The sequence below is a fragment of the Campylobacter sp. 2352 PW genome (assembly GCF_024723575.1).
Classification (GTDB): domain Bacteria; phylum Campylobacterota; class Campylobacteria; order Campylobacterales; family Campylobacteraceae; genus Campylobacter_D.
The window spans coordinates 1-23049 of sequence record NZ_JANQCX010000003.1 but is presented as its reverse complement, the minus strand read 5'-3'; the positions used below and the strand labels follow the sequence as shown (position 1 = coordinate 23049).

The window sequence follows — 23049 nt, the reverse complement described above, 5'->3', positions numbered from 1 at the left end:
TTTTACTCCATTATGATTTTTTCTACATCTTGTTTTTCTATTTTTTCATTTTCTAAAAGAATGCTAGCTAATCTCACAACTTTTTCCTTCATTAACTCTAAAAATTCTTTCACTTCTTGCTTTTGCTCTTGCAATAAACTCTCATTTGCCATAGCAAAAGTTTCCATGAAAGTAAGCAATTCTTTAACCTTTAAAAGATCGCTTTGTGCATTAGTATAGCTTTCATTAAAAATAAGCTCCATAGCAACTGAGCCTGCTAGAAAAACTTTTATTTTATTTAATAATTCTGATTTTGATTTGATAGTATTTTCATACTCTTTAAATCTATCTTCGATTAGGGTAATTTTTTCAAATTTAACATCAAAATAAAAAGCACACAAAGCTTTAGCTGCTTGGTATGTGGCTTGAATTTTTCTTTCCTTATCACTTAGAGAGAAAATCTTTTTTTTACCCATTAAAACCTTATTAAGCACTGCAAAAAAATCATTTTCTTCTATTAAATCTGATTTTCTTCTTATAGCATTAATGGCCGCTTCATTAACTAAAGTCTCTAAAGCTGCTCCACTAAAACCCACACTAGCTTTTGCGATTTTTTCTAAATCTACACTAGATTTTTTTTCTTTCATATAATTTTGTAAAATATGCATTCTATCTTTAAAATCAGGCAAAGATATAAAAATTCTTCTATCAAAACGCCCTGATCTTAATAACGCATTATCCATAAGATCGATTTTATTTGTAGCGGCCATCACTATAACACCACTATTATCTTCAAATCCATCCATTTGAGTTAAAAGTTGATTTAGGGTATTATCTCTTTCTACATTAGAAAAATCCCCCCTACTTTTACCAACTGCGTCAATTTCATCTATAAAAATGATACTTGGAGCTTTTGATTTAGCTTTTAAAAAAAGCTCTCTTACTCTTTTTGCACCCATACCTACATAAATTTCTACAAAACTAGCCCCACTTTGATAAAAAAATGGCACCCCAGCCTCGCCTGCTACTGCTTTTGCTATCAAGGTTTTACCTACTCCAGGAGGCCCTACTAGTAAAACCCCTTTTGGCATTTTCACGCCAAAATCTTTATATTTTTGAGGATTTTTTAAAAAATCAACGATTTCTAAAAGCTCCACCTTGGCCTCATCAACCCCTGCTACATCTTTAAATTTAACTTCACTTACTACATCTTGTATAGTGTTATTTTGTTCATTTTTTTCTAAAATATTTTTTTCTAAAGAAAGTAAATTTTGTCTATCTTTATTTTTTTTATTAAGAAAGAATAAAAAACTTACAAGAAAAGCAAACAAAATAAATATCAAAAAAAACTCACTTAAATTATAATCTTTAGCATATTCTAAAGGAATTTTTTGCCACAAAGCATTTAAATCCACTACATCTTTAGCAATTAAAAAATTTCCTTCTTTGCTTTTTAATAATATTTCATTATTTTCTACTATGGCTTTTTGGATTAAATTTTGCTCTAAAAGCTCTTCATAAGCAGCCTTGCTAATATAATCAGGTTGATTTTTTATAAACGCAACTATTACAAAAACACAAAGCAATAAAAATGAAGCTAAGATAATCTTTTTATTTTTCATCCCCTAACCTTACATAGTTACAATCTTCTTTGCATTCATATTTTTCAATATTTATCCATTGTTTAGCAATATCTTCTTTGCTTGTAATTTTGATTTTATTAAAAAATTGATCATAACCTTCATAAAAACCATCTTTTTTACTCTCAACTAAAATTTCTAAAGTATCTTTTTGATTTTTTCTAAACTCATAATTATTTTGCGCGACTATATCTTTTAAAATATTTAATCTTTCTTTGGCTATTTCACCATTAATTCGTTCACTCATAGAAGCAGAATGTGTTCCATCACGCGGTGAGAAAATAAAAGCATGAATATGTGTAAGTTTAAATTGCTTGAAATTTTCTAAAGCTTCTTGCCATATTAATTCACTTTCTCCAGGGTGTGCTACAATAAAGTCTGTTCCTAAAGCAAAACCTTTTTGACTTAACTCATTAAACAGCGCTAAATCATTTTGCGTGTGTGATCTTCTGCGCATAATACGTAGCATTTTCTCATGAGTGTGCTGCAGGGCAATATGTAAATGCCTTTCAAGCCAAGACTCATCTAAAATTTCTTTAAAACTCTCATCAATTTGAGCAGGCTCCAAACTCCCAAGTCTTACTCTTTTTATGCCACTCACCTTACCTATTTCTTGCAATAATTTTCCAAGTGTAGTTTTATCTTTTAAACCATAACTTCCTATATTAGTACCCGTTAAAACTACTTCACTATAACCATTTTGTGCAAGAAGTTTGATTTGTTTTATTATTTCCTCACTTGGCATACTTCTTGATTTACCCCTAACACTTGGGATTATACAATAGCTACAAGCAAAGTCACATCCTTCTTGAATTTTTACAAAAGCTTTAGTATGATTTTCATAATTACTTACGATTTTTGTATCAATAAAGCGTAAATTTCCAATCTCATAAAAGGCTTTATCTTGCGAGATTAGCTCATTGATTTTATCTTTATTAGAAGCCCCTAAAACTCCAAAAATTTCTTTTTTATCAAAAAAATCCTTTCCCTTGCTTACAGCACCACAGCCTGTAAGTATAACCTTAACTCCATTTTTCTTTACACCATTAATATAGCTTCTAAGCCCGCTATCAGCACCATTTGTAACAGTACAAGAATTTATCACTATCACATCAGCTTCTTGCTCATTTTGTGTAACAATATGATCTTTAATATAAGTTTTTAATAATTGCGTATCATAAATATTAGTTCTACAACCAAAAGTTTTAAAATATACCTTTTTTTTCAAATATCTTCCTTATTTTCTATAAATTCATGTTTTGCCATATATAAATTTTGCGATGGATAAGCTATTTTTATATCATCATGCTTATTAAATTCATTAATGATTTCTTTGCTTATATTACTTCTTAAAATCAAAGCTGCATAAGAATTTGTCATATACCAAGCAGAAATTCTCATGCCATAACCTTCTAAAAATGTAAAAAACCTAGGCTCTACTTTAGGATTTCTAATGCTGTATTCATTTCTTAATTTACTCATAGATTCTTTTGCAATTTTTGTATAACCTTTAGAAGCTTTTATAACGATTTCTTCCACTATTTCTAAAGCCTTTTGATGATTTGAATCAAAAGTCAAAGTAATATCAAGTCCATCCCAAACTGTCTTCATACCATGATGGGTATAATTTGATATGAGATTAGTAAATATAAAATTATTTGGTATAAAAATTATCCTACCACTTCTTCGATTATCTGTATAAGTTAGCAAAGAAATATCTTCATATAAGGTTATTCTTAAAAACGAAATGTCAATTATATCACCGATATAATGTGTATTGTTTTGAAAAACTCTAACTCTATCACCCACTCTAAAACTTCCACCAAAAACTATCACACACCAACCAAGCATAGACATAAACATATCTTTCATAGCAATAGCTAAACCAGCAGAAGCAAAACCAAGCACAGTCACTAAGTAACTAATATTTTCAATATATCCAAAAAGCAAAATCAAAATAATCACATTGATATTAATAAAATTAATGATTTTATTTGCTGTATAAAAGCGATCATTATCGCCTATGTATTTTCTAGCTATAAATTTGAGTAAAAATGCTATGGCTATAACGATAATAATAGCCAAAACTATATTAAAAGCTCTTACACCTTGAATTTTAATAGAAGCTGCTGTTTTTTCAATTTCTTCTTGTATTTTTTTCTCATAAACAGAATAAGAAATTTCTCCAAAACGCAAGGTTTGCGAAAAATCTCTTACCATTTGATTGGATATTTTTAAATACTCATCATGTTCTTTACTAGGGGCCAATTTAGCTATCTCAGCCACTAAAACATTTTCTTTTATAAGCTCATCCAAGGTTTGCTTAAAACTATTTAAAAGATTAATATACTCTTCCTTATCACGTCTTAGTTTTTTTATGTGTGAGTATGCTGAAATGATGGCTAAAGGATTAGTTAGTTTATCTATTTTATCAACTTCTTCAGGAGCTAAAACCATCTTGGAAAAATTTGCACTTTTATACTCACTTAAAAGCTCTAATCTTTCTTTTAAGATTAAAATTTGTCTTTCTATAATGCTTTTATTGCGCTCATTAGCCTTTAAACTTTCTTTTTCTAAAGCTAAAATTTCATTTTGAGTTTTTCTATAAATATTAAAATTATTATATTTAATCACCCAAGTATTGTATGTTAAATTATTATGCAATTCATTGAGTTTTTGCTCTAAATGTTTTATATCATCTTGTGCTAAAAGCATCAAAAAAGGTAAAAATAAAAGTAAAAAAATCTTTTTCATGCAAACACCTCTAAAGTGCGTAAAATATCTTCTTTGTTTATATCATTTTTTATACAAGCTTTTCCCAAACCACAAGCTAAAATGAAATTAATCTTTTGAAAATGTGTCTTTTTATCCAAGAAAAAGGCATTGTAAAACTCTTGTGTATTTGAAATTTTATAAGATATAGGTAATTTAAATTTCACAAGTAAATTTTGCACTCTTTGGCATTCTTTCTCACTTAATAATCCTAAATTTAATGCTAAAATATTTGCCATATTCATACCTACAGCCACAGCTTCACCATGTAAGTATTTTTTATATCCTGTTTGATTTTCTATAACATGAGCAAAAGTGTGTCCATAGTTTAAAAGCATTCTTAAACCACTTTCTTTTTCATCTTGCGAAACCACACTAGCTTTAAGTTCTATGCTTTTTTGAATGATTTGAGCCAAGGTAATATCATCTAATTTAGCATTTAAAAATTTATCCTCGTCTAAATTTTCTAAAAAAGATAAAATTTTCTCATCAAAAACCACAGCCATTTTGATAAATTCAGCCATACCAGCAGCTAGTTCTCTTGAAGGTAAGGTTTTTAAAAACTCACTCTCACAATACACTGCTTTTGGCTGATAAAAAGTGCCTATTAGATTTTTGCCAAATTTATTATTCACTCCAGTTTTACCACCCACACTTGCATCCACACAAGCTAGTAAGGTTGTGGGAATATTGATAAATTCTATCCCTCTTTGATATATACTTGCTACAAAACCACCCATATCAGAGATAACCCCGCCACCAAAACTTATAAGCAAGCTTTTTCTATCTAGCTTATAAGCACACATTTGATCTAAGATATATTCTATAGTTTGTAAATTTTTATACTCTTCGCCATCTTTGATTTTTATGATAAAAAGCTCTTTAGCTTGAATTTTTTCCAAAAGCGTATCTAAATGCAGCTTTGCTACTAATTCATTAGTTAAAATCACTACTTTAGTATCAAAATTTAACTTTTCTAGCTCATTTATATAGACATTATAACTTGTATTATTTTCTAAATTTACCTTAACTTGCATTGTTTTCTCACAGCGATGGTATAAATAATTGATAATTTTTACTCATCTTATAATATATCGTATTTAAATCTGTTTTTAAAATTTTATTGAAATTACTTCCTAAAATTTTTTCATTAAATGGCACAAAATGCAATACATTTTGTTTATAAGAAAATTTATTGATAGGGTTATGTTCTTTTTCTTCTATTAAAAGTAATTTTTCATCATGGAGTTTTGAAAGGCTTTCAAAATATTGATGGTATTCAAAAATTTCAGCTTTATTTAGTTTTAAATCATAATAATACAAAGCAAGCCCTAGTTGGATTTGCTTATTTAAATCAAGCATAATAGAAGCAATACCTTCCACATCTTCAAAATTTGAGCTTAAAACCACCGATGATTTTAAGTCAGCAAAATCCCCTTTACCTGCTTTTAAAACAGGAATTTTTAAAGTAAAAAGAAAACTTTTTTCTTTTTCAAAAAGATAATCTTCCACTACAAGTAAACCTATGCTAGTATTTTCCACAAAAGGTTTAATGTTTTTTACATTTGTATTTTCATAGTCAAATATCACCTCAGTGCTATTTTTATGCAAGGCTTTAAGTTTATAATACATAGGAGTTAAAGTAGGATTAATCACTTTAAAATAAAGCTTTTTACTATTAATCCTTACATGCAAAAGCAAACTTGCAAAAATAAGCTTTTCTATAGCAAACTCACTCATTTTTTTCATATCTATAATACAAAGTATATTATCACCAAAAGGCGATGGAAAGCGTCCTAAACTTGTTTTAACATTAGTAAAAACACTTTGTAAAACTTTAGGATCACCTACGATTAAAATACTATCATTTGGCATTAAAATAAGCCCAGGTCTTGCTAGGATAAATTCATTATTTCTATAAACCATTACAATTTTAAAGCGTTTTTGGCTAATAGAGCTTATATGTCTATAAGCAAAGCTTGATCCTGCAGGAATTTTTACCTCCATTATCTCACCTTGTCCAAGCCCTATAAATTGTGCCATAGAAGGCATATTATCTAAACAACCTGTTAATCTCGTGCTTAAAGTATCATAAATATTAATCACTTCACAAAAATTATCATCAATTTGACTATTCCACAAATCCATGATAACTATGTTTAATCTTGGGTGTAATTTTCTTAAATTTTTATAACAAGCTAACATATCTGCTTCTTCTTGCATATAGATGATAGCTTGATGGAATTCTTCCTTTAATAAATTTTCTAGTTTAACCAAACTTGTAGGATCAAATTTATAAAAAGATATTTGTTCATTTTCTAAATCCAAATCCACACTTTCATCATTATAATAAACAACACTCAAAGACTCTTTAAAAGTTTTATTGCTATGAATTTTCCTTAAAAAATCTTTAGCAAAAATTCCATCAGCTAGTAATAAAATTTTATTCATTTACACCTCTAAAATATAAAATATAATTATAGCAAAGTTATAGTTTATATTTTAAAGTTTTTAATACTGGTTTTTGTTTTAAAAATACTTTTATCAAAAACATGCTTAACAAACTAGCAATCACTATAAAAATAATATAAATATAAAAATACTTCTCATACATAAAATTAACAATAAAGGGTGTTAAAAAACCAAAAATCGCATAAGAAACATTATAAGCAAAAGAAAGACCACTTGATCTTAACTCTGTAGTAAAAATTTGAGTCATAAAAATAGGAGCAAAAGCTATAATGCCTTGCGCAAAACAAGCAAGCAAATAAAATGATAAAAACCACTCATTATAAAAGCTAAAACTTATACCAAAAACTCCAAAAACCAAAGTAAAAATCAAACAAATTCTAAAATGTCCTAAAAAATCAGCCAAATACCCTTGTACTAAACTTCCTACTATGATCATCACTATGGCCAAATTTTGATATAACAAAGCAGTAGTTTTGCTTACTCCTAATAGGCTTTCAAAATATTGCGGTAGTATCATTAAAGTAGCTACCCCACTTGTTAAAACCACGGTAAGTAAAGCGCATATTAACATACTTTTTTTATGTGTTTTTAAAGCTTGTAAAAGTGGAAAATTTAAAATTTTTTCTTTTTCTTTTATGTTTTTAAAAGCTGGCGTTTCATTAAGCTTTGTACGCAAAAATAAAGCTAATATGCCAAAAACCCCCCCTATAAAAAAAGGAATTCTCCAAGCAAAGCTTTCTACTTCTTCTTTATCAAAATACGCATATATACTTAAAGTCGCTAAATTTCCAAGTAATAAACCTAAAGTTAAAGTCGCTGAAATAAAACCAAGTGCCAAGCCAAGTCTTTTTTTACTCACAAATTCACTCACAAAAACCCAAGCACCACTAACTTCAGCTCCTATGGCTAATCCTTGAGCTATCCGTATGATAAAAAGCATAAAAGTAGCTAAAAGTCCTATGCTTTCATAAGTAGGTAAAAAGGCCAAAACAAAACTTGGTACAACCATCAAAAGCATGCTAATATAAAAAACATTCTTACGCCCTTTAATATCTGCAAAATGTGCTAAAACAACAGCACCAAAAGGTCTAGCTAAATATCCTGCTCCAAAGGCTACATAGGTATAGATTAATGGCCAAAAATCATCATTTTGAGGAAAGAAAATTTTTGCAAAAACACTTGCAAAGAAGATAAATAAAACAAAATCATAAAATTCTAAAATACCACCTAAAGAAGCATAGATGGTATTTTTAAAAGCTTTTTGCATTATTAAATTTTGCCACCTTCGATTACTACATCATCAGCTTTTATATCATCACTAAAAAATGGCTTTAAGGTTTCATCATAAGCTTTATGAAAAAACTGCTCATTTTGTAATTTTACAATCAAATCATTGATAAATTTCACCATAGCTTCATCGCCTTTTTTTACAGCAGGAGCTATGACATCATGATTTCCAAGTTCTTTAATCACCACTTCAAAATTTGGATTTTCTTTAGCCCATGCAAAAAGCAATGCATTATCATGGCTTAGCACATCGCCTCTTTTTCCGATTAAAGCTGCAAAGGTTTCTGTGTTTTGATCAAATTTAATCGTTTTAATTTCTGGCATATTTTTTGTAAAATACGCATCAGCTGTTGTACCTTTATTTAAAATCAAAGTTTTGTTTTTTAAATCATCTATAGTTTTAATATCCGATCCCTTAGGAGCCACTACCCCAAGAGCAACTTTCATATAAGGCAATGCAAAATCCACCACAGCTTCTCTTTCTGGAGTTTTAGTAAAATTTGCTAAGATTAAATCTACTTTATTTGACTCTAAAAACTCCACCCTATTTGCTGCTTCAACTAAAACAAATTGTACTTTAGAATCATCACCCAAAAGTTCTTTTGCTATACGTTTAGCAAAATACACATCATAGCCTTGATTTTTCCCTTGAGCATCTAGATAACCAAATGGAGGTTTATCACCAAACACACCTATGCGGATAACACCTTGTTGTTTGATTTTCTCTATAGAGTTTTCATTAAAATTTGAATTTGAGCAGGCGCTAAAAAAAAGTGCCATTAAAAACGATAAAAGAAAAATCTTTTTCATATTTTTTCCTTAATGATTGAAATTTAAATTTTTAAACCTTATATTAATTTTTTAAACAAATCTTTTCTAAAATAAAATTAACGATGAAAATCAAACAAATTGAGAAATTTCTTCGCACGATCAGTTTTTGGATTTTCAAAAAATTCATCAGGCTTTGAAATTTCTACTATTTTTCCATCATCCATAAAAACTATTTTATCAGCAACTGCTCTAGCAAAACCCATTTCATGCGTAACTATAAGCATAGTCATACCATCTTTTGCTAAATTTAAAATCACATCTAAAACTTCACGCACAATTTCAGGATCAAGCGCTGCTGTAACTTCATCAAAAAGCATGATTTCAGGATTCATACAAAGGCTTCTAACTATGGCTATACGTTGTTTTTGTCCACCACTTAATTCTTTAGGGTAAGCTTTTAATTTATGCAAAAGCCCTACTCTATCAAGCCAGTATTTAGCTTCTTCTAAAACCTCTTCTTTTTTTCTTTTTTGCACCTTTAAAGGTCCTAAAAGTATATTTTGCTCCACATTTAAATGATCAAAAAGTTCATAAGATTGAAACACCATACCTATTTTTTGGCGAATTTGAGTCCATTTTTTATAATTTTTATCAATTTTTTCATCATCTACAAAAATAGCCCCATCAGCCATTTCTTCTAAACCATTAATACATCTTAAAAGTGTAGATTTCCCACAGCCACTTGGACCTAGTATAACCACTACTTCTTTTTGATTTACTTCTAAATTTATATCTTTTAAAACATGATGATCATCATAGTATTTTTGTAAATTTTGTATTTTTAAAATGCTCATATTAGCTCCATTTTTTCTCTAAAAACTTTGAATATACCGACAAAGGATAGCAAAGTATAAAATAAATCAATAAAATCAAACCATAAATCACAAAAGCTGCGTAAGAATTTTGAAATAAATTTAACTCAATCACTTGTTGGCCTACTTTAATAAGCTCTATGCCACCGATTAGATAAATCACTGAAGTGCTTTTAATAATTCTTGTAAAAAGATTAATACTCATTGGTAATAATCTTCTTAAAGATAAAGGTATAATGATAAAAAGATAAACTTCAAATTTATTAAAACCTAGTGAAAGTCCTGATTCATACTGGTGTTTTGGTATGCTTGCTAAAGATGATCTAACCAAATCCATCATCTCAAACACACCCCAAATACTAAAAACAATAATACTTGAACCCAAAGCACTCAAATGCCATCCAAACCATTTCGCCAAGCCAAAATGCACTATAAAAAGCCAAACAATCAAAGGCATAATACGTACAAATTCAAGCATAAAACGACAAAAAGCATAAAGGATTTTATTTTTAGAATGCATTAAAATTCCAAAAAATACTCCTCCAATAAGTGAAATCAAAACACTAATCAATGAAAGCTCTAAAGTAACCTTTAAACCTTGTGCTAGTCTAAAAAAGGTATCTTGATTTAAAATTTCAAACATAATTTAACCTTTTTTCTATACGATTTAACACTAAAGATAAAGGTAAAATCAAAATCAAATAACAAAGCACCAAAGCAAATAATGCTTCATTGCTTTTATAATAAAGCCCTATAAGATCTTTAGCCACATATACTAAATCCGCTAAAGCAATAATGCTTACTACAGAAGTTTCTTTGAGTAAAAAAATGATATTTGCGCTAATACTTGGCATAGCTATACCCAAAGCTTGAGGCATGATCACATAGCGAAAATTTTGCCATTTACTCAAACCCAAAGAAAGTCCTGATTCATATTGTTGTTTTTTCACCGCTTCCATACCTGCTCTTAAGCTCTCAGCCATATAAGAACCACCTAAAAAACTAAGTCCTATCACAGCACAAGCAAAAGAACTAAGGTGTATTCCAAACTCAGGCAAAGCATAATATAAAAAGAAAAGTTGGATTAATAAAGGTGTATTTCTTGAAAATTCTATGTAAATTTTACAGATTGTATTTAAAAAAGAAAATTTAAAATAACTTACTCCCACACAAAATAAACCTACTAAAAATGAAAAAAATACTCCATAAATAGCAAGTTTTAAAGTAAGCCAAGAAGCTTGTATAAACATAGGGCTAAACTTGATTAAAAAATCAAAATCCATAAAACCTTCCATACTTTAAATACAATATTGTAACAAATAAGACTTAAAAAGACTTAATTAAATTTTGCATTTTTTCTTTATTTAAAATTGCTATTTTACCTTTATTTGTACAAATAAGCTCATTTTGTTTTAATTCTTTTAAAAAACGCGACAAGGATTCTGGAGGTAAATTTAAAATCACAGCGATTTCTTTTTGCTTTAAATTTTGTAATTTTTCTTCATTTTCTAGTAAAAAGCTAACTAATCTTGACTTTAAATCCAAAGATTTTTGCCTGATGAAATTTTCTAAAATTCGAATTTTACCGATTAAAGAAGTCAGAAGTAAAAAGCTAAATTCTCCATTTTCTAAGCATAATTTTTTAAATTCATCAAAGTCAAAAACACAAATTTCACAATCTTGCTCACAAATTGCATTAGCTGGGTAATTAATACCCTCAAACACAGGCATTTCGGCTATAAAATTCACCGGAGTTAGAGTATGCAGTGTCAGCTCAAAACCTTTTGCATTTACCTTATATATACGTACTTTTCCACTTAGTAAAATGTAAATTTTATTTGCTTTTTCACCTTGAAAAAATAAAATATTCCCTTTGTTAAAATGTTTTTTCTTGCCTTTAGAAATTAAAATTTCAAAATGTTTATCCATTTTCTTTTTCCATATTTTTAATACTTTCTTTTGCTCTTACAACTAATTCTTCATCATCTGTAAAATCAAAGAATTTAAAATGATTGCCATGTTGCATTCTACCATCTAGTAAATCCCCACTTAGCCTATTTTTCAAATCAAGCTCAGCTATTTTAAATCCATCTAAAGTTTTAGCAAATTCAAGCAAACGGCTTGGAATTTCTTTTTGCTTAGTGTATAAATAACAAAAGCTCTCAAGCCCTACTCTACCTACCCTACCTCGAAGCTGATGCAAGGTAGCAAGCCCAAGTCTTTCAGCCCCAACAACTACAATAACGCTTAGTCTTGGCAAAGAAATCCCCACTTCAACCACCGTCGTAGAAAGTAAAATCGTGCCTTTTTCTCTAAATTCTTGCAAAATTTGATCTTTATTTTTATCTTTTCCATGGGTTACATAAACATTTTTGTATTTGTTTATCCAGTATTCTTGTGCTTGTTCTAATGATAAATAATCTATATTTTCACTTTCATTTACCAAAGGATAAATGATGATTGTTTGATGATTTTTAGCTAGTTCATCATCGATTTTTTTAAGCAAATATTTAAAATCTTTATCTTGTATGCAAAAAGTTTTAATGTCTTTTTTAAAAGGCATTTGTTTAATAAAACTAAAATTTACAAGCTCACTTTGTATCATAGAAAGCGTTCTTGGTATAGGCGTAGCAGAAAATTGCACGATATGTGGAGCATATTGAGAGTTTTTACTAAGCTCGCTTATTTTTTGTCTTTGATTAGAGCCAAAGCGGTGTTGCTCATCTATCATCACTAAAACCGCTTCAAATTCTTCTTGATGAATGAGTGCATGTGTACCTATAATAAAATGAGCTTGTTCTTTTAATTTTGCTAAATCTTTATCTTTTTTACCACCTTTTAAAAGTAATACATTAACAAAATCAGGCAAAAGTCTTTTTGCTTCATGATAAATTTGCTCTGCTAATATACTAGTTGGAGCCATTAAAATAGCCTTTTTAGGATATACTAGCAAACTTGCAGCAAGTATGACCAAAGTCTTACCACAACCCACATCGCCCATCACCACACGCCTTTTAGTAACTTTACTTTGTAAGTCTTTTTTAATATCTTCTATCGCCAAAAGCTGATCATTTGTAGGGTTAAATTCTAAACCCTTAAGCCAAGAGCTTATATCGAAAAGTTCTATTTTATAAGCATTTTGTGATATTTTTTTACCCTTTAAACGCCTTAAATGATTAAAAATTTCTATATATTTTAAGTCTTTAACTATGGCGTTAAAATTTTCATAAAGAGTTAAATCATTATAATTGTGTAAATTCAAAAGTAAATTAATGTATTTTTGTTCTAAATTTAGCGCTTTTAAATTAGCTTCGTTGACATATTTTAAGATAAGTTTTTTTATGCTTTCATCTTTAATAGAGCTAATTTGATATTTAGGAACTATTTGACCTATATTTTTTACTATTTTTGGGTTTATAAACTGCCAAATTCCATTAAAAAAATTCATCTTTGCATGGATACAAATCAAAGCATTGTGTTTAAAAATTTTAAAATGCCATTTATTAGGATGAAAAATTACTATATTTGCCTTTATACCCCATTCTAAACATTCACAAAGTATAAAAAGCTGAGAATGATGATTTTGCGTGCTGATAATTTTTACATTTTGGGTGCAAAATGTATCTTTTGGAAACTTTGAAATTCTAAAATCATCAAATTTTTTAGGTAAAATCAAAGCCAAATCGATATAATTTTTAACCCCTAAAGCATGAAGTAGTTTTAAGTCCTTTTCTTCAACTTTCATTTTCTATGCTTGCAAAACTCACTTTGGTAATTTCACTATGTGCTTTAATAAAGTCATTTAACTCATTTAAAGTAGTGTTTTTAATCTTTTGCATTTCTTCTTTTAAATTTCCAAGTTTTAAACCATGCAAATATTCATTTAACATTATATCTAGTCTTTTAGCCAAGCTTTCATATCTTAAAGGCATAGAACCTACTAAAAATTGCTTAGCTAGTTGAAATTCTTTTTCATTTACTCCATTTTGGACAAAGTTTTCAAAAACTTCCTTAACTAAAGTTTTAGCCTCATTAGAACTTTCATTTTTAGTTTGCAAATACCCAAAAACTCTACTATAATTTAAATTTACATCAAGCATAGCATATGCTGAATACGCCAAACCTCTTTTCACACGCACTTCCTCCATCAAACGCGAACCAAAACCACCTTGACCCAAGATAAACAAAGCAAGTTTAGCTAAATACATTTTCTCATCATTAATTTGCATATTAAATGGAGAGCAAAAGTATATATAAGCTTGCTCGGTACTTTTTTGCTCACTTACTTCTATACTCTCATCAATGAGTTTGTAACTTTTGTTTTGATTTGGGGTGTTTCTTTTTAAAATTTGGCAAATTTTTTCTGTTTTGACTTTCACTTCATCTTCTTTAATATCTCCACCAAAAACAAATAAAGCATTATCAAGCACTAAATTTTCACTCATAAAATCTTGCAATTCTTTTAAGCTAATCTTTTCTATGCTTTCTTTAGTCCCATCAAGACCACTAGCAAAAATTTCATCTTTGAAAACATTCTTATTTAAAAGTCTTTTTGCTTGATAATCATAATCAGTATTTAAACTTGCAAGCTCACCTAAGGCTAAAGTTTTTAATCTTTGTAAGATTTTTTTATCAAAACGCACATTTAAAAATAATTCTTGTAATTTTTCTAAAGCAAAATCAAAATGTTCTTTCAAACATTTAATACTAATTTGAAAATGCTCAAAACTAGCCTTAGCATAAAGCTCTATAGCACGGTATTCTAAGCTTTTAAAAAACTCATCATTGCTTCCTTCATTTAAAAGCCTAGCAAGCATACTTGCACAACCTCTATTGTGTTTTTCTGCTATTTTTCCACTATTTTTAAAAATGAGCTTAAAAAATACCACAGGAAGCTCGTTTTCATACTCATATGTTATGTCTATTTTAGTATTATTAAAGTCTAAATTTAGCATTAAAACCTTTCTAAAATATTATAAGCTGTATCGCGTTTAGCAGGTAATTCTCCTATATCTTTGATAAGTTCTATCATTTGTTCTTGATTCATTCTATATTTTGCACCCGCTGCGGCTACGACATTTTCTTCCATCATGGTTGAACCTAAATCATTTGCACCAAACTTTAAAGCAAGTTGGCCTATTAAAGAGCCTTGTGTTACCCATGAGCTTTGTAAATTTTTAAAATTATCTAAATATAATCTTGCCAAAGCTAGCAATCTTAAATACCTATTAGAGCTTTGCTTGATGATTTCAGGGTGTTTTTTGATCAAAGGGGTATTTTCACTTTGAAATGACCATAAAATAAAAGCTCTAAAACCATTTGTTTTATCTTGTAAATTTCTTAAATGATCAAAATGTTCGATAATTTCCTCATCATTCTCAACCGTACCAAACATCATAGTAGCAGTACTTTTCATACCTATATTATGCGCACTCTCATGCACCCTAAGCCAAGTAGCTGTGTCACATTTATGTGGTGCTATAATATCTCTTACTCTATCGCTTAATACTTCAGCACCTGCTCCAGGTATAGAAAAAAGTCCTTTAGCTTGTAATCTTTTTAAAACCTCTTCAATAGAAATTTTAGAAACTCTTGCTATATAAGCTATCTCTACTGCTGAAAAACCATGCACAGTGATGGTTGGATAATTAGTTTTTATATAAGAAAGTAAGTCTTCATACCATTCTATTTTAAGTTTTGGGTGTACTCCGCCTTGAAATAAAATTTGCGTTCCACCTATGACTTGTAATTCTTCTATTTTTTGTCCTATTTCTTCGTATTTTAAAATATAAGAATCATCATCTTTTTCTTTTCTACAAAAAGCACAAAAATCACAATCAATACAACAAATATTTGTGTAGTTTATATTTCTATCTACCACAAAAGTAGTTATTTTTTCAGGATGAAGCTCTAATTTTTTTTCATATGCCATTGCACCTAGTTCATATAAAGGTGCATTTTGGAGTAAATTTAATGCTTCTTTTTTGCTTAATCTATTCATTATTAACCTTTTTTATAAAAAAGAATTATTATAGCATTTAAATGTAAAATAATCTTAAAAACGTTATAATCAAGCCCTTTAATTTCATATATTCATAGGATGTTCATGACTTATAGGTCTTTACTTAAAAATAATAAAACTTTTCGCCTTTTAGCAACAGTACAATTTATAAGTTATTTTGGCGCGTGGTTTTCTCAAGTGGGTGTTTTTACCCTTTTAACCAAAGAACTCCAAGCACCTGCAAATATTATAGGTTTTTCAGCTATTTTTGTTTTTTTACCTTCTATTATACTTGCACCTATAAATGGAGTTATAGTAGATAGATTTAAACCTAAGAATTTATTACTAACAATGATTAGCATTGAGATGATTTCTATTTTTATGCTAATTTTTGTAAATTCTTTAGCTATGCTTTGGTTTTTATACTTTTTAACCTTTGTGCGCATGGCGGTTGCAAGCATGTATTTTCAAACAGAAATGTCAGTTTTACCTAAAATTTTAACTCCACAAGAATTAAAACTAGGCAATGAGCTTCATAGTATTATATGGGCTGTATCATATGCTTTGGGTATGGGCACAGCAGGACTTTTTATAGATCTTTTTGGAGTAAAACCAGCTTTCATAGCTGATACTTTAATGTTATTTTGTGCCATGCTTATACTTAAAACTTTAATCTTACCTGATGAAAAAAATACCACACAAAACAATCTTTTTATATTAATCAAAGAAGGTTTAGCTTATGTATTTAACAATAAAAAAATCATTCATTTGATTTTACTTCATGGAGTTGTAGGGATAACCGCTTATGATGTTTTAATCACTCTTTTGGCCGAATATGAATACGCAAAAGTTATTTCCATACCTCTAGCCATAGGGCTTTCTAATGCTATAAGAGCCGTATCTTTACTCATAGGACCTTATGTACTTAGTCCTTATATTAATAAAAATACTTTAGTATATTTATACTTAGCGCAAGGTATAGGTATAATGCTTTGGGCTTGCTTGCAATTTAACTTTTATCTTGCCTTTGTAGGCTTAGTAATGGCAGGTTTTTGTACTTCATCTTTATGGAGCTATACTTACACACTTTTGCAAAATGATTGTGATAAAAGATATTATGGTAGAGTGATTGCCTATAATGATATGGTGTATTTAACTTTTAGTGCAATTATTGCTTTTTCAACAGGATATTTATTTGAATTTTATGGAGTAAAATTAAGCCATTTTACTTTTGGCTTGGGGGTATGTTTTATCTTTGCGGCGATTTATTGGTGGTGGTTTAATAAAAAATATAATTAATCCACCTTAGAATAATAAACCCCGCCCGCTGAAAAGTTTTTTTCAAAATACGCTGTTTCAGGTACAAGATCTGATTTTCCTGGGTATATTCTACCCTCCCTATTTAATATCCTATGGAAACGCTCCATTAATCTTATTTTGAAATCTTGATCAAAATAAATCATCATATTTCTTGAAAAAATCACATCAAATTTCCCAAGTTTAAATAAAGAATCATCAAAAACATTACAAAGCTCAAAACGACATCTACAAGCTAAAGTCTCTTTTTTAAGCTGATACATCCTATCTTTTACATCAAAATAACGCGTTTTTTGCATAGTGTTTAATCTAGCTACTGAGCGCTCTGAATATAACATTTCATTGCATTTATCTATCATTTTTTTATTAATATCTATACCAACTATATTCATACCTTTAACAAAATTCTCACTTGCTAAAATAGCCAAAGAATACACTTCTTCACCACTTGAACATGGGGCGCAAAGTACATTTACAGGTCGATCAAGAGATTTTATATAAAAAATTACATCTTTTAATTGTTCTAATTCTCTAAAAAAATATGTCTCACAAACTGTAATAAAATCCATAGTTTCTTGCTTTAAATTTCTTTGAAACTGCACTTTTTCATTTAATTCACTAAGACTGCTTAAACCTAATTCTTGTAAAAATTTAGGTAGCTTTATGGATAAAATATCTTTTTTAGTATTAAGATTATTTCCACTTATTTGCTCTACTATTTTTATAAAATCATTCATTTCATTTTCTGTAATTTTTATCATCTTTCCATCCTATGATTTGATAAAATTTATTATTTCTTTTTTGAGTTCTATTAAACTCATAGGTTTTAAATTTGGATTAGTATCTCTAGCTTTTTTTGGCATTCCATATACTATAGAATCTGCCTCATTTTCACATAAACACCTCACACCAACTTTATAAAGCTCAAATAAAGATTTAGCACCATCATCACCCATTCCTGTCATAATCAAAGCTAAAATTTTATGATATTTGCAAAGATTTACAGCTGAATGAAATAAAACATCAATTCCTGGATTAAAACTACTTGTTTGCTCTGTAGTATTTAACACCAAAGCATTATTTCCACTTAAAACCATATTTCTTTGACAAATATAAATTTTATTTTTTAAAACTTCTTTGTCATTTGGTATGATCACATCACTTTTTGCTTCTTTGTTGAATTGATTTACAAAAGAAGGAATAAAAGCTGGGTTCATATGTTGGGCAATCACTACCGCACAATCTTTAAGTTCTATATCATTAAGTAAAAACTTTAGTTGGCTTGGACCGCCCGTTGAAGAACCAATCAAAATAAGCTTCATTTTTTACCTTAAGTTTAGTATTATTATATCAAATTAAATATTTGAAAATATTAAAAAATAATTATATACAAGAAAGAAAAATTTTAATTAAATATGATAAAATTAATACTTTAAATTTCAAATGATAAGTGATTATTAAATGTTAAGAGAAAAAATTTACATAGCAAGTGATCATGCTGGCTTTATTTTAAAACAAGAAATTATCAATTTTTTACAAGAAAAAAATATAAGCTTTGAAGACTTAGGTCCTTTTAGTAACGATCGTTGTGATTATCCTGATTATGCACATTTATTAAGCTCTAAAATTAATGAAAATAGTTTTGGAATTTTAGTGTGTGGATCAGGTATTGGTATGAGTATAGCAGCAAATCGCCATACAAACATACGCTGTGCTTTGTGTAATGAACCTTTAAGCGCTAGACTCTCAAGAGAACATAACGATGCAAATGTTTTAGCCTTAGGAGCTAGACTAACCGGAGTAGATATGGCTTTTGAAATCATCTCAAATTTCATTAATACTTCTTTTAGCGGTGGAAGACATTGCGTGCGAATTAGTAAAATAGAGGCAAAATTATGATTTTAAGTTGGCTTGTATTAACTGTATTAATTTGTGTTAGTATTTATATGACTATTATGTTGCTTTATTACAAAACCTTACTTCATAAAGAAAAAGTAGCAAAAGAATTCATAAAAAATAATCTTGATGATACTGAAATAGTCATTAGAAAATTACAAGTACAACTTCAAAGAAGCTTGGGTAATATTGATATTTTAACTGAGGAATTAAACAAAAGCAAAGCAGACCTAACCTCTCTTAGAACAAGAAATTCACAATATCGTATCGAAAATGAAAAATTAAGACAAAGAATCAAAGAATTAGAAGCAAAAATCGAGGCATTATTATGATGAAAGAACAAGATAAAAAATACTTATTAGATAGCATTAGAGCTATTAAGGATTTTCCAAAAGAAGGAATTATCTTTAGAGATATCACTACTTTATTAAATAATAAAGAAGCATTTGCATTTTTAATGGATCATTTAGTTGAAAAATACCAAAATGCAAAACTTGATTATATCGTTGGTATAGAAAGTAGAGGTTTTATTTTTGGAGCTGCACTAAGTGCTAGATTAAAACTACCTTTTGTGCCTATTAGAAAACCAGGTAAATTACCTTCAAAATGCTTGCAAGAATCTTATAGTTTAGAATATGGTAGTGATACCATAGAAATTCATATCGATGCATTTAACAATCAAAAAGCAAACGTTTTGCTCATAGATGATCTCATCGCCACAGGTGGCACAGCTATCGCTGCTGTTAAACTCATAGAAAAACTCAATGCAAAATGCGTTGAAGCTTGTTTTTTACTAGAATTAAAAGGTCTTGATGGAGCTAAAGAATTAGCTAAATTAACTTCTGTTTATAGTGTTTTAGAGGTATAAAATGGAAGAATTTTTAAAACAACTTTTGTATGATTATAAAAACTGGGCTTATATCATCGTGTTTTTATGGTGCATACTTGAGGGAGAACTTGCGCTTATTTTAGCAGGTATTTTTGCACATGAAGGTCATGTAAATTTAGGACTTATCATCTTTGTAGCAGGTTTGGGTGGTTTTGTAGGCGATCAAATATATTTTTATATAGGAAGATATAATAAAAAATACATTCAGAAAAAACTTCGCACCCAAAGGCGTAAATTTGCCATAGCGCATTTACTCTTACAGCGTTTTGGTTGGCCTATTATATTCATACAAAGATATATGTATGGCTTTAGAACTATTATACCTATGAGCATAGGACTAACACGCTATAGTGCGAAAAAATTTGCATTTATTAATCTCATTAGTGCTTGGGCTTGGGCTGCTATAACCATTTTGCTTGCATGGTTTTTTGGAAAACAAATTTGGCTTGCAGTGGAATGGGCTGGAGATCACTGGTATTTTGCAGTACCTATTATTGCTTGTTTTTTACTTGCTTTATTTTTAGGTATGAAACAAATAGAAAAATCAATACTTAGAAAAAGGGAACATAAATGATTTTTAATTTTAAAGAAGAAACTATAAATTCTATAAATGCTGACTTTGAAATCATTTTAATACAAGATAAAAAGATAGAAAAATACACTCAAAGTCAAAAACTTTTTAAACTTTCAAACTATAAAGGCGAAGGAATTTGCATAGATATGCAAAATAAAATTCTTTATAGCGAACTTAAAAGTTTAGAATATGAAGATATAAGACTTGCTTTTGCAAATGCTTATAAAGCTTTAAAAAAACTTGAAATTCAAAGTGTTAAAACAAAGAGTGTTGTAGGAAAATGCGTAGTAAATAGCTTTAATGCCATGATTCAAGGATTTACTTTTGGTGCTTATGAGTTTGATAAATATAAAAAAGAAAAAACACAGAGTAAGTTAGAGAATATTTTCATCTCAAAAGATGAAATTAATGACAAAGCATATAACCTAGAAGAAGCTTGCATAGGTATAAACTATGGTCAGGTTTTTTCAAATGCTTGTGATTTTGCAAAAAATATCGTAAATGAAATTCCTCAAATTTATACTCCTGCAAAAATGGCTGAGGATGCTCTTAGCTTAAGTCAAAATGATTGCAAGATTTCATGTAAAATCTATGAGAGTGATTTCTTAGAGCAAGAAAAAATGCAAGCATTTTTAGCAGTAAATCGCGCTTCGATCCATCCACCAAAACTCATTCATCTTTCATACAAACCAAAAAATGCAAAAATGAAAGTAGTGTTTATAGGTAAAGGGCTAACTTATGATAGTGGTGGACTTAGTTTAAAACCTGCTGATTATATGCTAACGATGAAATCTGACAAAAGTGGTGGTGCGGCCGCAATGGCTATCATCAAAGGTACAAGTGAATTAAACCTTGATATAGAAGTGCATTCTATCATCGGTGCAACTGAAAACATGATAGGTGGAAATGCTTACAAGCCTGATGATGTACTCATCTCAAGAGAAGGTGTGAGTATAGAGGTTAGAAATACCGACGCAGAAGGAAGATTAGTTTTAGCAGACTGTCTTTCGCTTGCTCAAGATCTAAAACCTGATTTATTAATAGATCTTGCCACTCTAACTGGAGCTTGCGTAGTAGGACTTGGAGAATACACAAGTGCTATCATGGGAAATAATGAAGATTTACAAAATGATTTTTTCAAAGTAAGTAAAAAAAGTGGAGATTTAGCTACTATTTTACATTTTAACCCACATTTAAAAGAGCTTATAAAATCAAATATAGCAGATGTTAGCAATACCTCTTCAAGTCGTTATGGTGGGGCTATTACAGCGGGGTTATTTTTAAATTCTTTCATTAGAGAAGAATACAAAGACAAATGGCTACATTTAGACATCGCAGGGCCAGCTTACTTAGAAAAAGCTTGGGGTTATCATAGCTTTGGTGCAAGTGGAGCGGGTGTTAGAATGTGTCTTTCATATTTACTTTATCTTTCAAGGAAACAAAAATGAGTTTATCAGTTGGTATAGTAGGGCTTCCAAATGTTGGAAAATCTACCACTTTTAATGCACTAACAAGAGCACAAAATGCAGAAAGTGCAAATTATCCATTTTGCACCATAGAGCCAAACAAAGCAGTCGTACCTGTACCTGATCATCGTTTAAAAGAGCTAGCAAAGATTGTCAATCCACAAAAAATCATACGCTCAAATATAGAATTTGTTGATATAGCAGGTTTAGTAGCTGGCGCTAGCAAAGGTGAGGGTTTGGGTAATAAATTTTTATCTAACATACGTGAAACAGAGATGATTTTACATATTGTGCGTTGTTTTGATGATGAAAATATCACCCATGTTGCGGGCAGTGTTGATCCTGTGCGTGATGTGCAAATCATAGAAACAGAACTTATACTAGCAGATATAGAACAACTTAGTAAAAAAATAGAAAAACTCACCAAAGGTGCAAAGGCCAACGAAAAAGGTGCAAAAGAAAGTTTGGCTTTAGCTAATGAGCTTTTAGAACATTTAAATCAAAACAACAGTGCAAGTTCTTTCCCAAATAAAAATGAAGTCTATCATGCTCTTATAAAAGAACTAAGATTGCTTTCAGCTAAGGAAGTGATATATGGGGCAAATGTAGATGAGAATTCCCTTTTAGAAGACAATGAATTTGTAAAAAACCTCAAAGAATTTGCAGCAAAATCAGGTCATGAGGTTATCAAACTTTGCTCTAAAATAGAAGAGGAAATGATAGCTTTAAGCGATGAGGAGCATTTTGAGTTTTTAAAATCTTTAGGGATTGAACGTAGTGGGCTTGAAGTAGTTATACGCACAGCATTTTCAAAGCTTAATCTAATTAGCTATTTTACAGCAGGTCAAATAGAAGTTAGATCATGGACTATACAAAGAGGCTGGAAAGCACCAAAAGCAGCAAGTGTAATCCACAACGACTTTGAAAAAGGTTTTATCAAAGCTGAAGTGATTTCTTATGAAGATTATATCGCTTGCAAAGGAGAAAGTGGCGCTAAAGAAGCAGGAAAACTACGCCTTGAAGGAAAAGATTATATCGTACAAGATGGCGATGTAATGCATTTTAGATTTAATGTTTAATAAAATTTGCAAGCTATTTCAAGCTTGCAATCTC

At 29.5% G+C, this 23049-nt stretch carries 23 protein-coding genes; 7 read left to right on the top strand and 16 right to left on the bottom strand.

Annotation, left to right across the window (positions count from 1 at the left end; all coding sequences use genetic code 11):
* Positions 1-2 precede the first annotated feature (2 nt).
* The 14 genes from CAMP5121_RS02135 to CAMP5121_RS02070 form a co-directional block, all read right to left on the bottom strand.
* Complete coding sequence (locus CAMP5121_RS02135; protein ID WP_263679368.1) at positions 3-1601, bottom strand: AAA family ATPase; 1599 nt, start codon at positions 1599-1601, stop codon at positions 3-5.
* The gene (gene mtaB, locus CAMP5121_RS02130) at positions 1591-2847 is read right to left on the bottom strand and encodes a tRNA (N(6)-L-threonylcarbamoyladenosine(37)-C(2))-methylthiotransferase MtaB (RefSeq protein ID WP_263679366.1); all 1257 of its coding nucleotides are present in this window, start codon (positions 2845-2847) and stop codon (positions 1591-1593) included. Before mtaB ends, CAMP5121_RS02135 begins: the two co-directional genes overlap by 11 nt.
* Positions 2844-4373 (bottom strand): mechanosensitive ion channel family protein, encoded by a 1530-nt coding sequence (locus tag CAMP5121_RS02125; protein WP_337214667.1) that lies wholly within the window; start codon positions 4371-4373, stop codon positions 2844-2846. The genes mtaB and CAMP5121_RS02125 overlap by 4 nt, the downstream gene beginning before the upstream one ends.
* A complete protein-coding gene (gene aroB / locus CAMP5121_RS02120) occupies positions 4370-5428 on the bottom strand; it encodes a 3-dehydroquinate synthase (RefSeq protein WP_263679365.1) in 1059 nt (352 codons plus the stop codon). The genes CAMP5121_RS02125 and aroB overlap by 4 nt, the downstream gene beginning before the upstream one ends.
* A 7-nt stretch (positions 5429-5435) precedes the next feature.
* Positions 5436-6842 (bottom strand): COG3400 family protein, encoded by a 1407-nt coding sequence (locus CAMP5121_RS02115; RefSeq protein WP_337214666.1) that lies wholly within the window; start codon positions 6840-6842, stop codon positions 5436-5438.
* Between the two features lie 37 nt (positions 6843-6879).
* Positions 6880-8130, bottom strand: a complete 1251-nt coding sequence (locus CAMP5121_RS02110) for an MFS transporter (protein ID WP_337214665.1) — start codon at positions 8128-8130, stop codon at positions 6880-6882.
* A 2-nt stretch (positions 8131-8132) separates the two neighbouring features.
* The gene (locus tag CAMP5121_RS02105) at positions 8133-8930 is read right to left on the bottom strand and encodes a cysteine ABC transporter substrate-binding protein (RefSeq protein ID WP_442863280.1); all 798 of its coding nucleotides are present in this window, start codon (positions 8928-8930) and stop codon (positions 8133-8135) included.
* A 107-nt stretch (positions 8931-9037) separates the two neighbouring features.
* On the bottom strand, positions 9038-9775 hold the full coding sequence (locus tag CAMP5121_RS02100; protein ID WP_039618156.1) for a pathogenesis-associated glutamine ABC transporter, ATP-binding protein: 738 nt from the start codon (positions 9773-9775) through the stop codon (positions 9038-9040).
* Between the two features lies 1 nt (position 9776).
* The gene (locus CAMP5121_RS02095) at positions 9777-10436 is read right to left on the bottom strand and encodes an amino acid ABC transporter permease (protein WP_039618154.1); all 660 of its coding nucleotides are present in this window, start codon (positions 10434-10436) and stop codon (positions 9777-9779) included.
* The gene (locus tag CAMP5121_RS02090) at positions 10429-11076 is read right to left on the bottom strand and encodes an amino acid ABC transporter permease (RefSeq protein ID WP_263664277.1); all 648 of its coding nucleotides are present in this window, start codon (positions 11074-11076) and stop codon (positions 10429-10431) included. Before CAMP5121_RS02090 ends, CAMP5121_RS02095 begins: the two co-directional genes overlap by 8 nt.
* Positions 11077-11119: 43 nt before the next feature.
* Positions 11120-11722, bottom strand: a complete 603-nt coding sequence (locus CAMP5121_RS02085) for a nitrosative stress-response regulator, Crp/Fnr family (protein WP_012661401.1) — start codon at positions 11720-11722, stop codon at positions 11120-11122.
* Positions 11715-13538 (bottom strand): ATP-dependent DNA helicase RecG, encoded by a 1824-nt coding sequence (gene recG, locus CAMP5121_RS02080; RefSeq protein ID WP_337214663.1) that lies wholly within the window; start codon positions 13536-13538, stop codon positions 11715-11717. Before recG ends, CAMP5121_RS02085 begins: the two co-directional genes overlap by 8 nt.
* Entirely contained in the window at positions 13528-14748 is a 1221-nt protein-coding gene (locus CAMP5121_RS02075) for a M16 family metallopeptidase (protein WP_337214662.1), read from the bottom strand. The genes recG and CAMP5121_RS02075 overlap by 11 nt, the downstream gene beginning before the upstream one ends.
* The gene (locus tag CAMP5121_RS02070) at positions 14748-15794 is read right to left on the bottom strand and encodes a dehypoxanthine futalosine cyclase (protein WP_337214661.1); all 1047 of its coding nucleotides are present in this window, start codon (positions 15792-15794) and stop codon (positions 14748-14750) included. Before CAMP5121_RS02070 ends, CAMP5121_RS02075 begins: the two co-directional genes overlap by 1 nt.
* A gap of 105 nt (positions 15795-15899) precedes the next feature.
* Between CAMP5121_RS02070 and CAMP5121_RS02065 the strand changes: the two genes are divergently transcribed.
* Positions 15900-17093: an MFS transporter gene (locus tag CAMP5121_RS02065; protein WP_337214660.1), complete on the top strand. Its 1194-nt coding sequence runs from the start codon at positions 15900-15902 to the stop codon at positions 17091-17093.
* On the opposite strand, the gene CAMP5121_RS02060 is transcribed toward CAMP5121_RS02065, so the two are convergent.
* Positions 17090-17872: a CheR family methyltransferase gene (locus CAMP5121_RS02060; RefSeq protein ID WP_263664281.1), complete on the bottom strand. Its 783-nt coding sequence runs from the start codon at positions 17870-17872 to the stop codon at positions 17090-17092. The genes CAMP5121_RS02065 and CAMP5121_RS02060 overlap by 4 nt on opposite strands.
* Positions 17873-17881: 9 nt before the next feature.
* Positions 17882-18433, bottom strand: coding sequence for a CheB methylesterase domain-containing protein (locus CAMP5121_RS02055; RefSeq protein ID WP_263679346.1), 552 nt, complete (start codon positions 18431-18433; stop codon positions 17882-17884).
* A gap of 139 nt (positions 18434-18572) precedes the next feature.
* Between CAMP5121_RS02055 and rpiB the strand changes: the two genes are divergently transcribed.
* The 6 genes from rpiB to ychF are packed head-to-tail and all read left to right on the top strand — an operon-like array spanning position 18573 to position 23015.
* Positions 18573-19010, top strand: coding sequence for a ribose 5-phosphate isomerase B (gene rpiB / locus CAMP5121_RS02050; protein WP_263679345.1), 438 nt, complete (start codon positions 18573-18575; stop codon positions 19008-19010).
* Positions 19007-19339 (top strand): hypothetical protein, encoded by a 333-nt coding sequence (locus tag CAMP5121_RS02045; protein WP_039618138.1) that lies wholly within the window; start codon positions 19007-19009, stop codon positions 19337-19339. Before rpiB ends, CAMP5121_RS02045 begins: the two co-directional genes overlap by 4 nt.
* A complete protein-coding gene (gene apt / locus CAMP5121_RS02040) occupies positions 19339-19875 on the top strand; it encodes an adenine phosphoribosyltransferase (RefSeq protein ID WP_263683294.1) in 537 nt (178 codons plus the stop codon). Before CAMP5121_RS02045 ends, apt begins: the two co-directional genes overlap by 1 nt.
* Before the next feature lies 1 nt (position 19876).
* Positions 19877-20470 (top strand): DedA family protein, encoded by a 594-nt coding sequence (locus tag CAMP5121_RS02035; protein ID WP_039668313.1) that lies wholly within the window; start codon positions 19877-19879, stop codon positions 20468-20470.
* Positions 20467-21918: a leucyl aminopeptidase gene (locus CAMP5121_RS02030; RefSeq protein WP_337214659.1), complete on the top strand. Its 1452-nt coding sequence runs from the start codon at positions 20467-20469 to the stop codon at positions 21916-21918. Before CAMP5121_RS02035 ends, CAMP5121_RS02030 begins: the two co-directional genes overlap by 4 nt.
* The gene (ychF, locus tag CAMP5121_RS02025; RefSeq protein WP_263679342.1) at positions 21915-23015 is read left to right on the top strand and encodes a redox-regulated ATPase YchF; all 1101 of its coding nucleotides are present in this window, start codon (positions 21915-21917) and stop codon (positions 23013-23015) included. Before CAMP5121_RS02030 ends, ychF begins: the two co-directional genes overlap by 4 nt.
* The last annotated feature ends 34 nt before the right edge of the window (positions 23016-23049 follow it).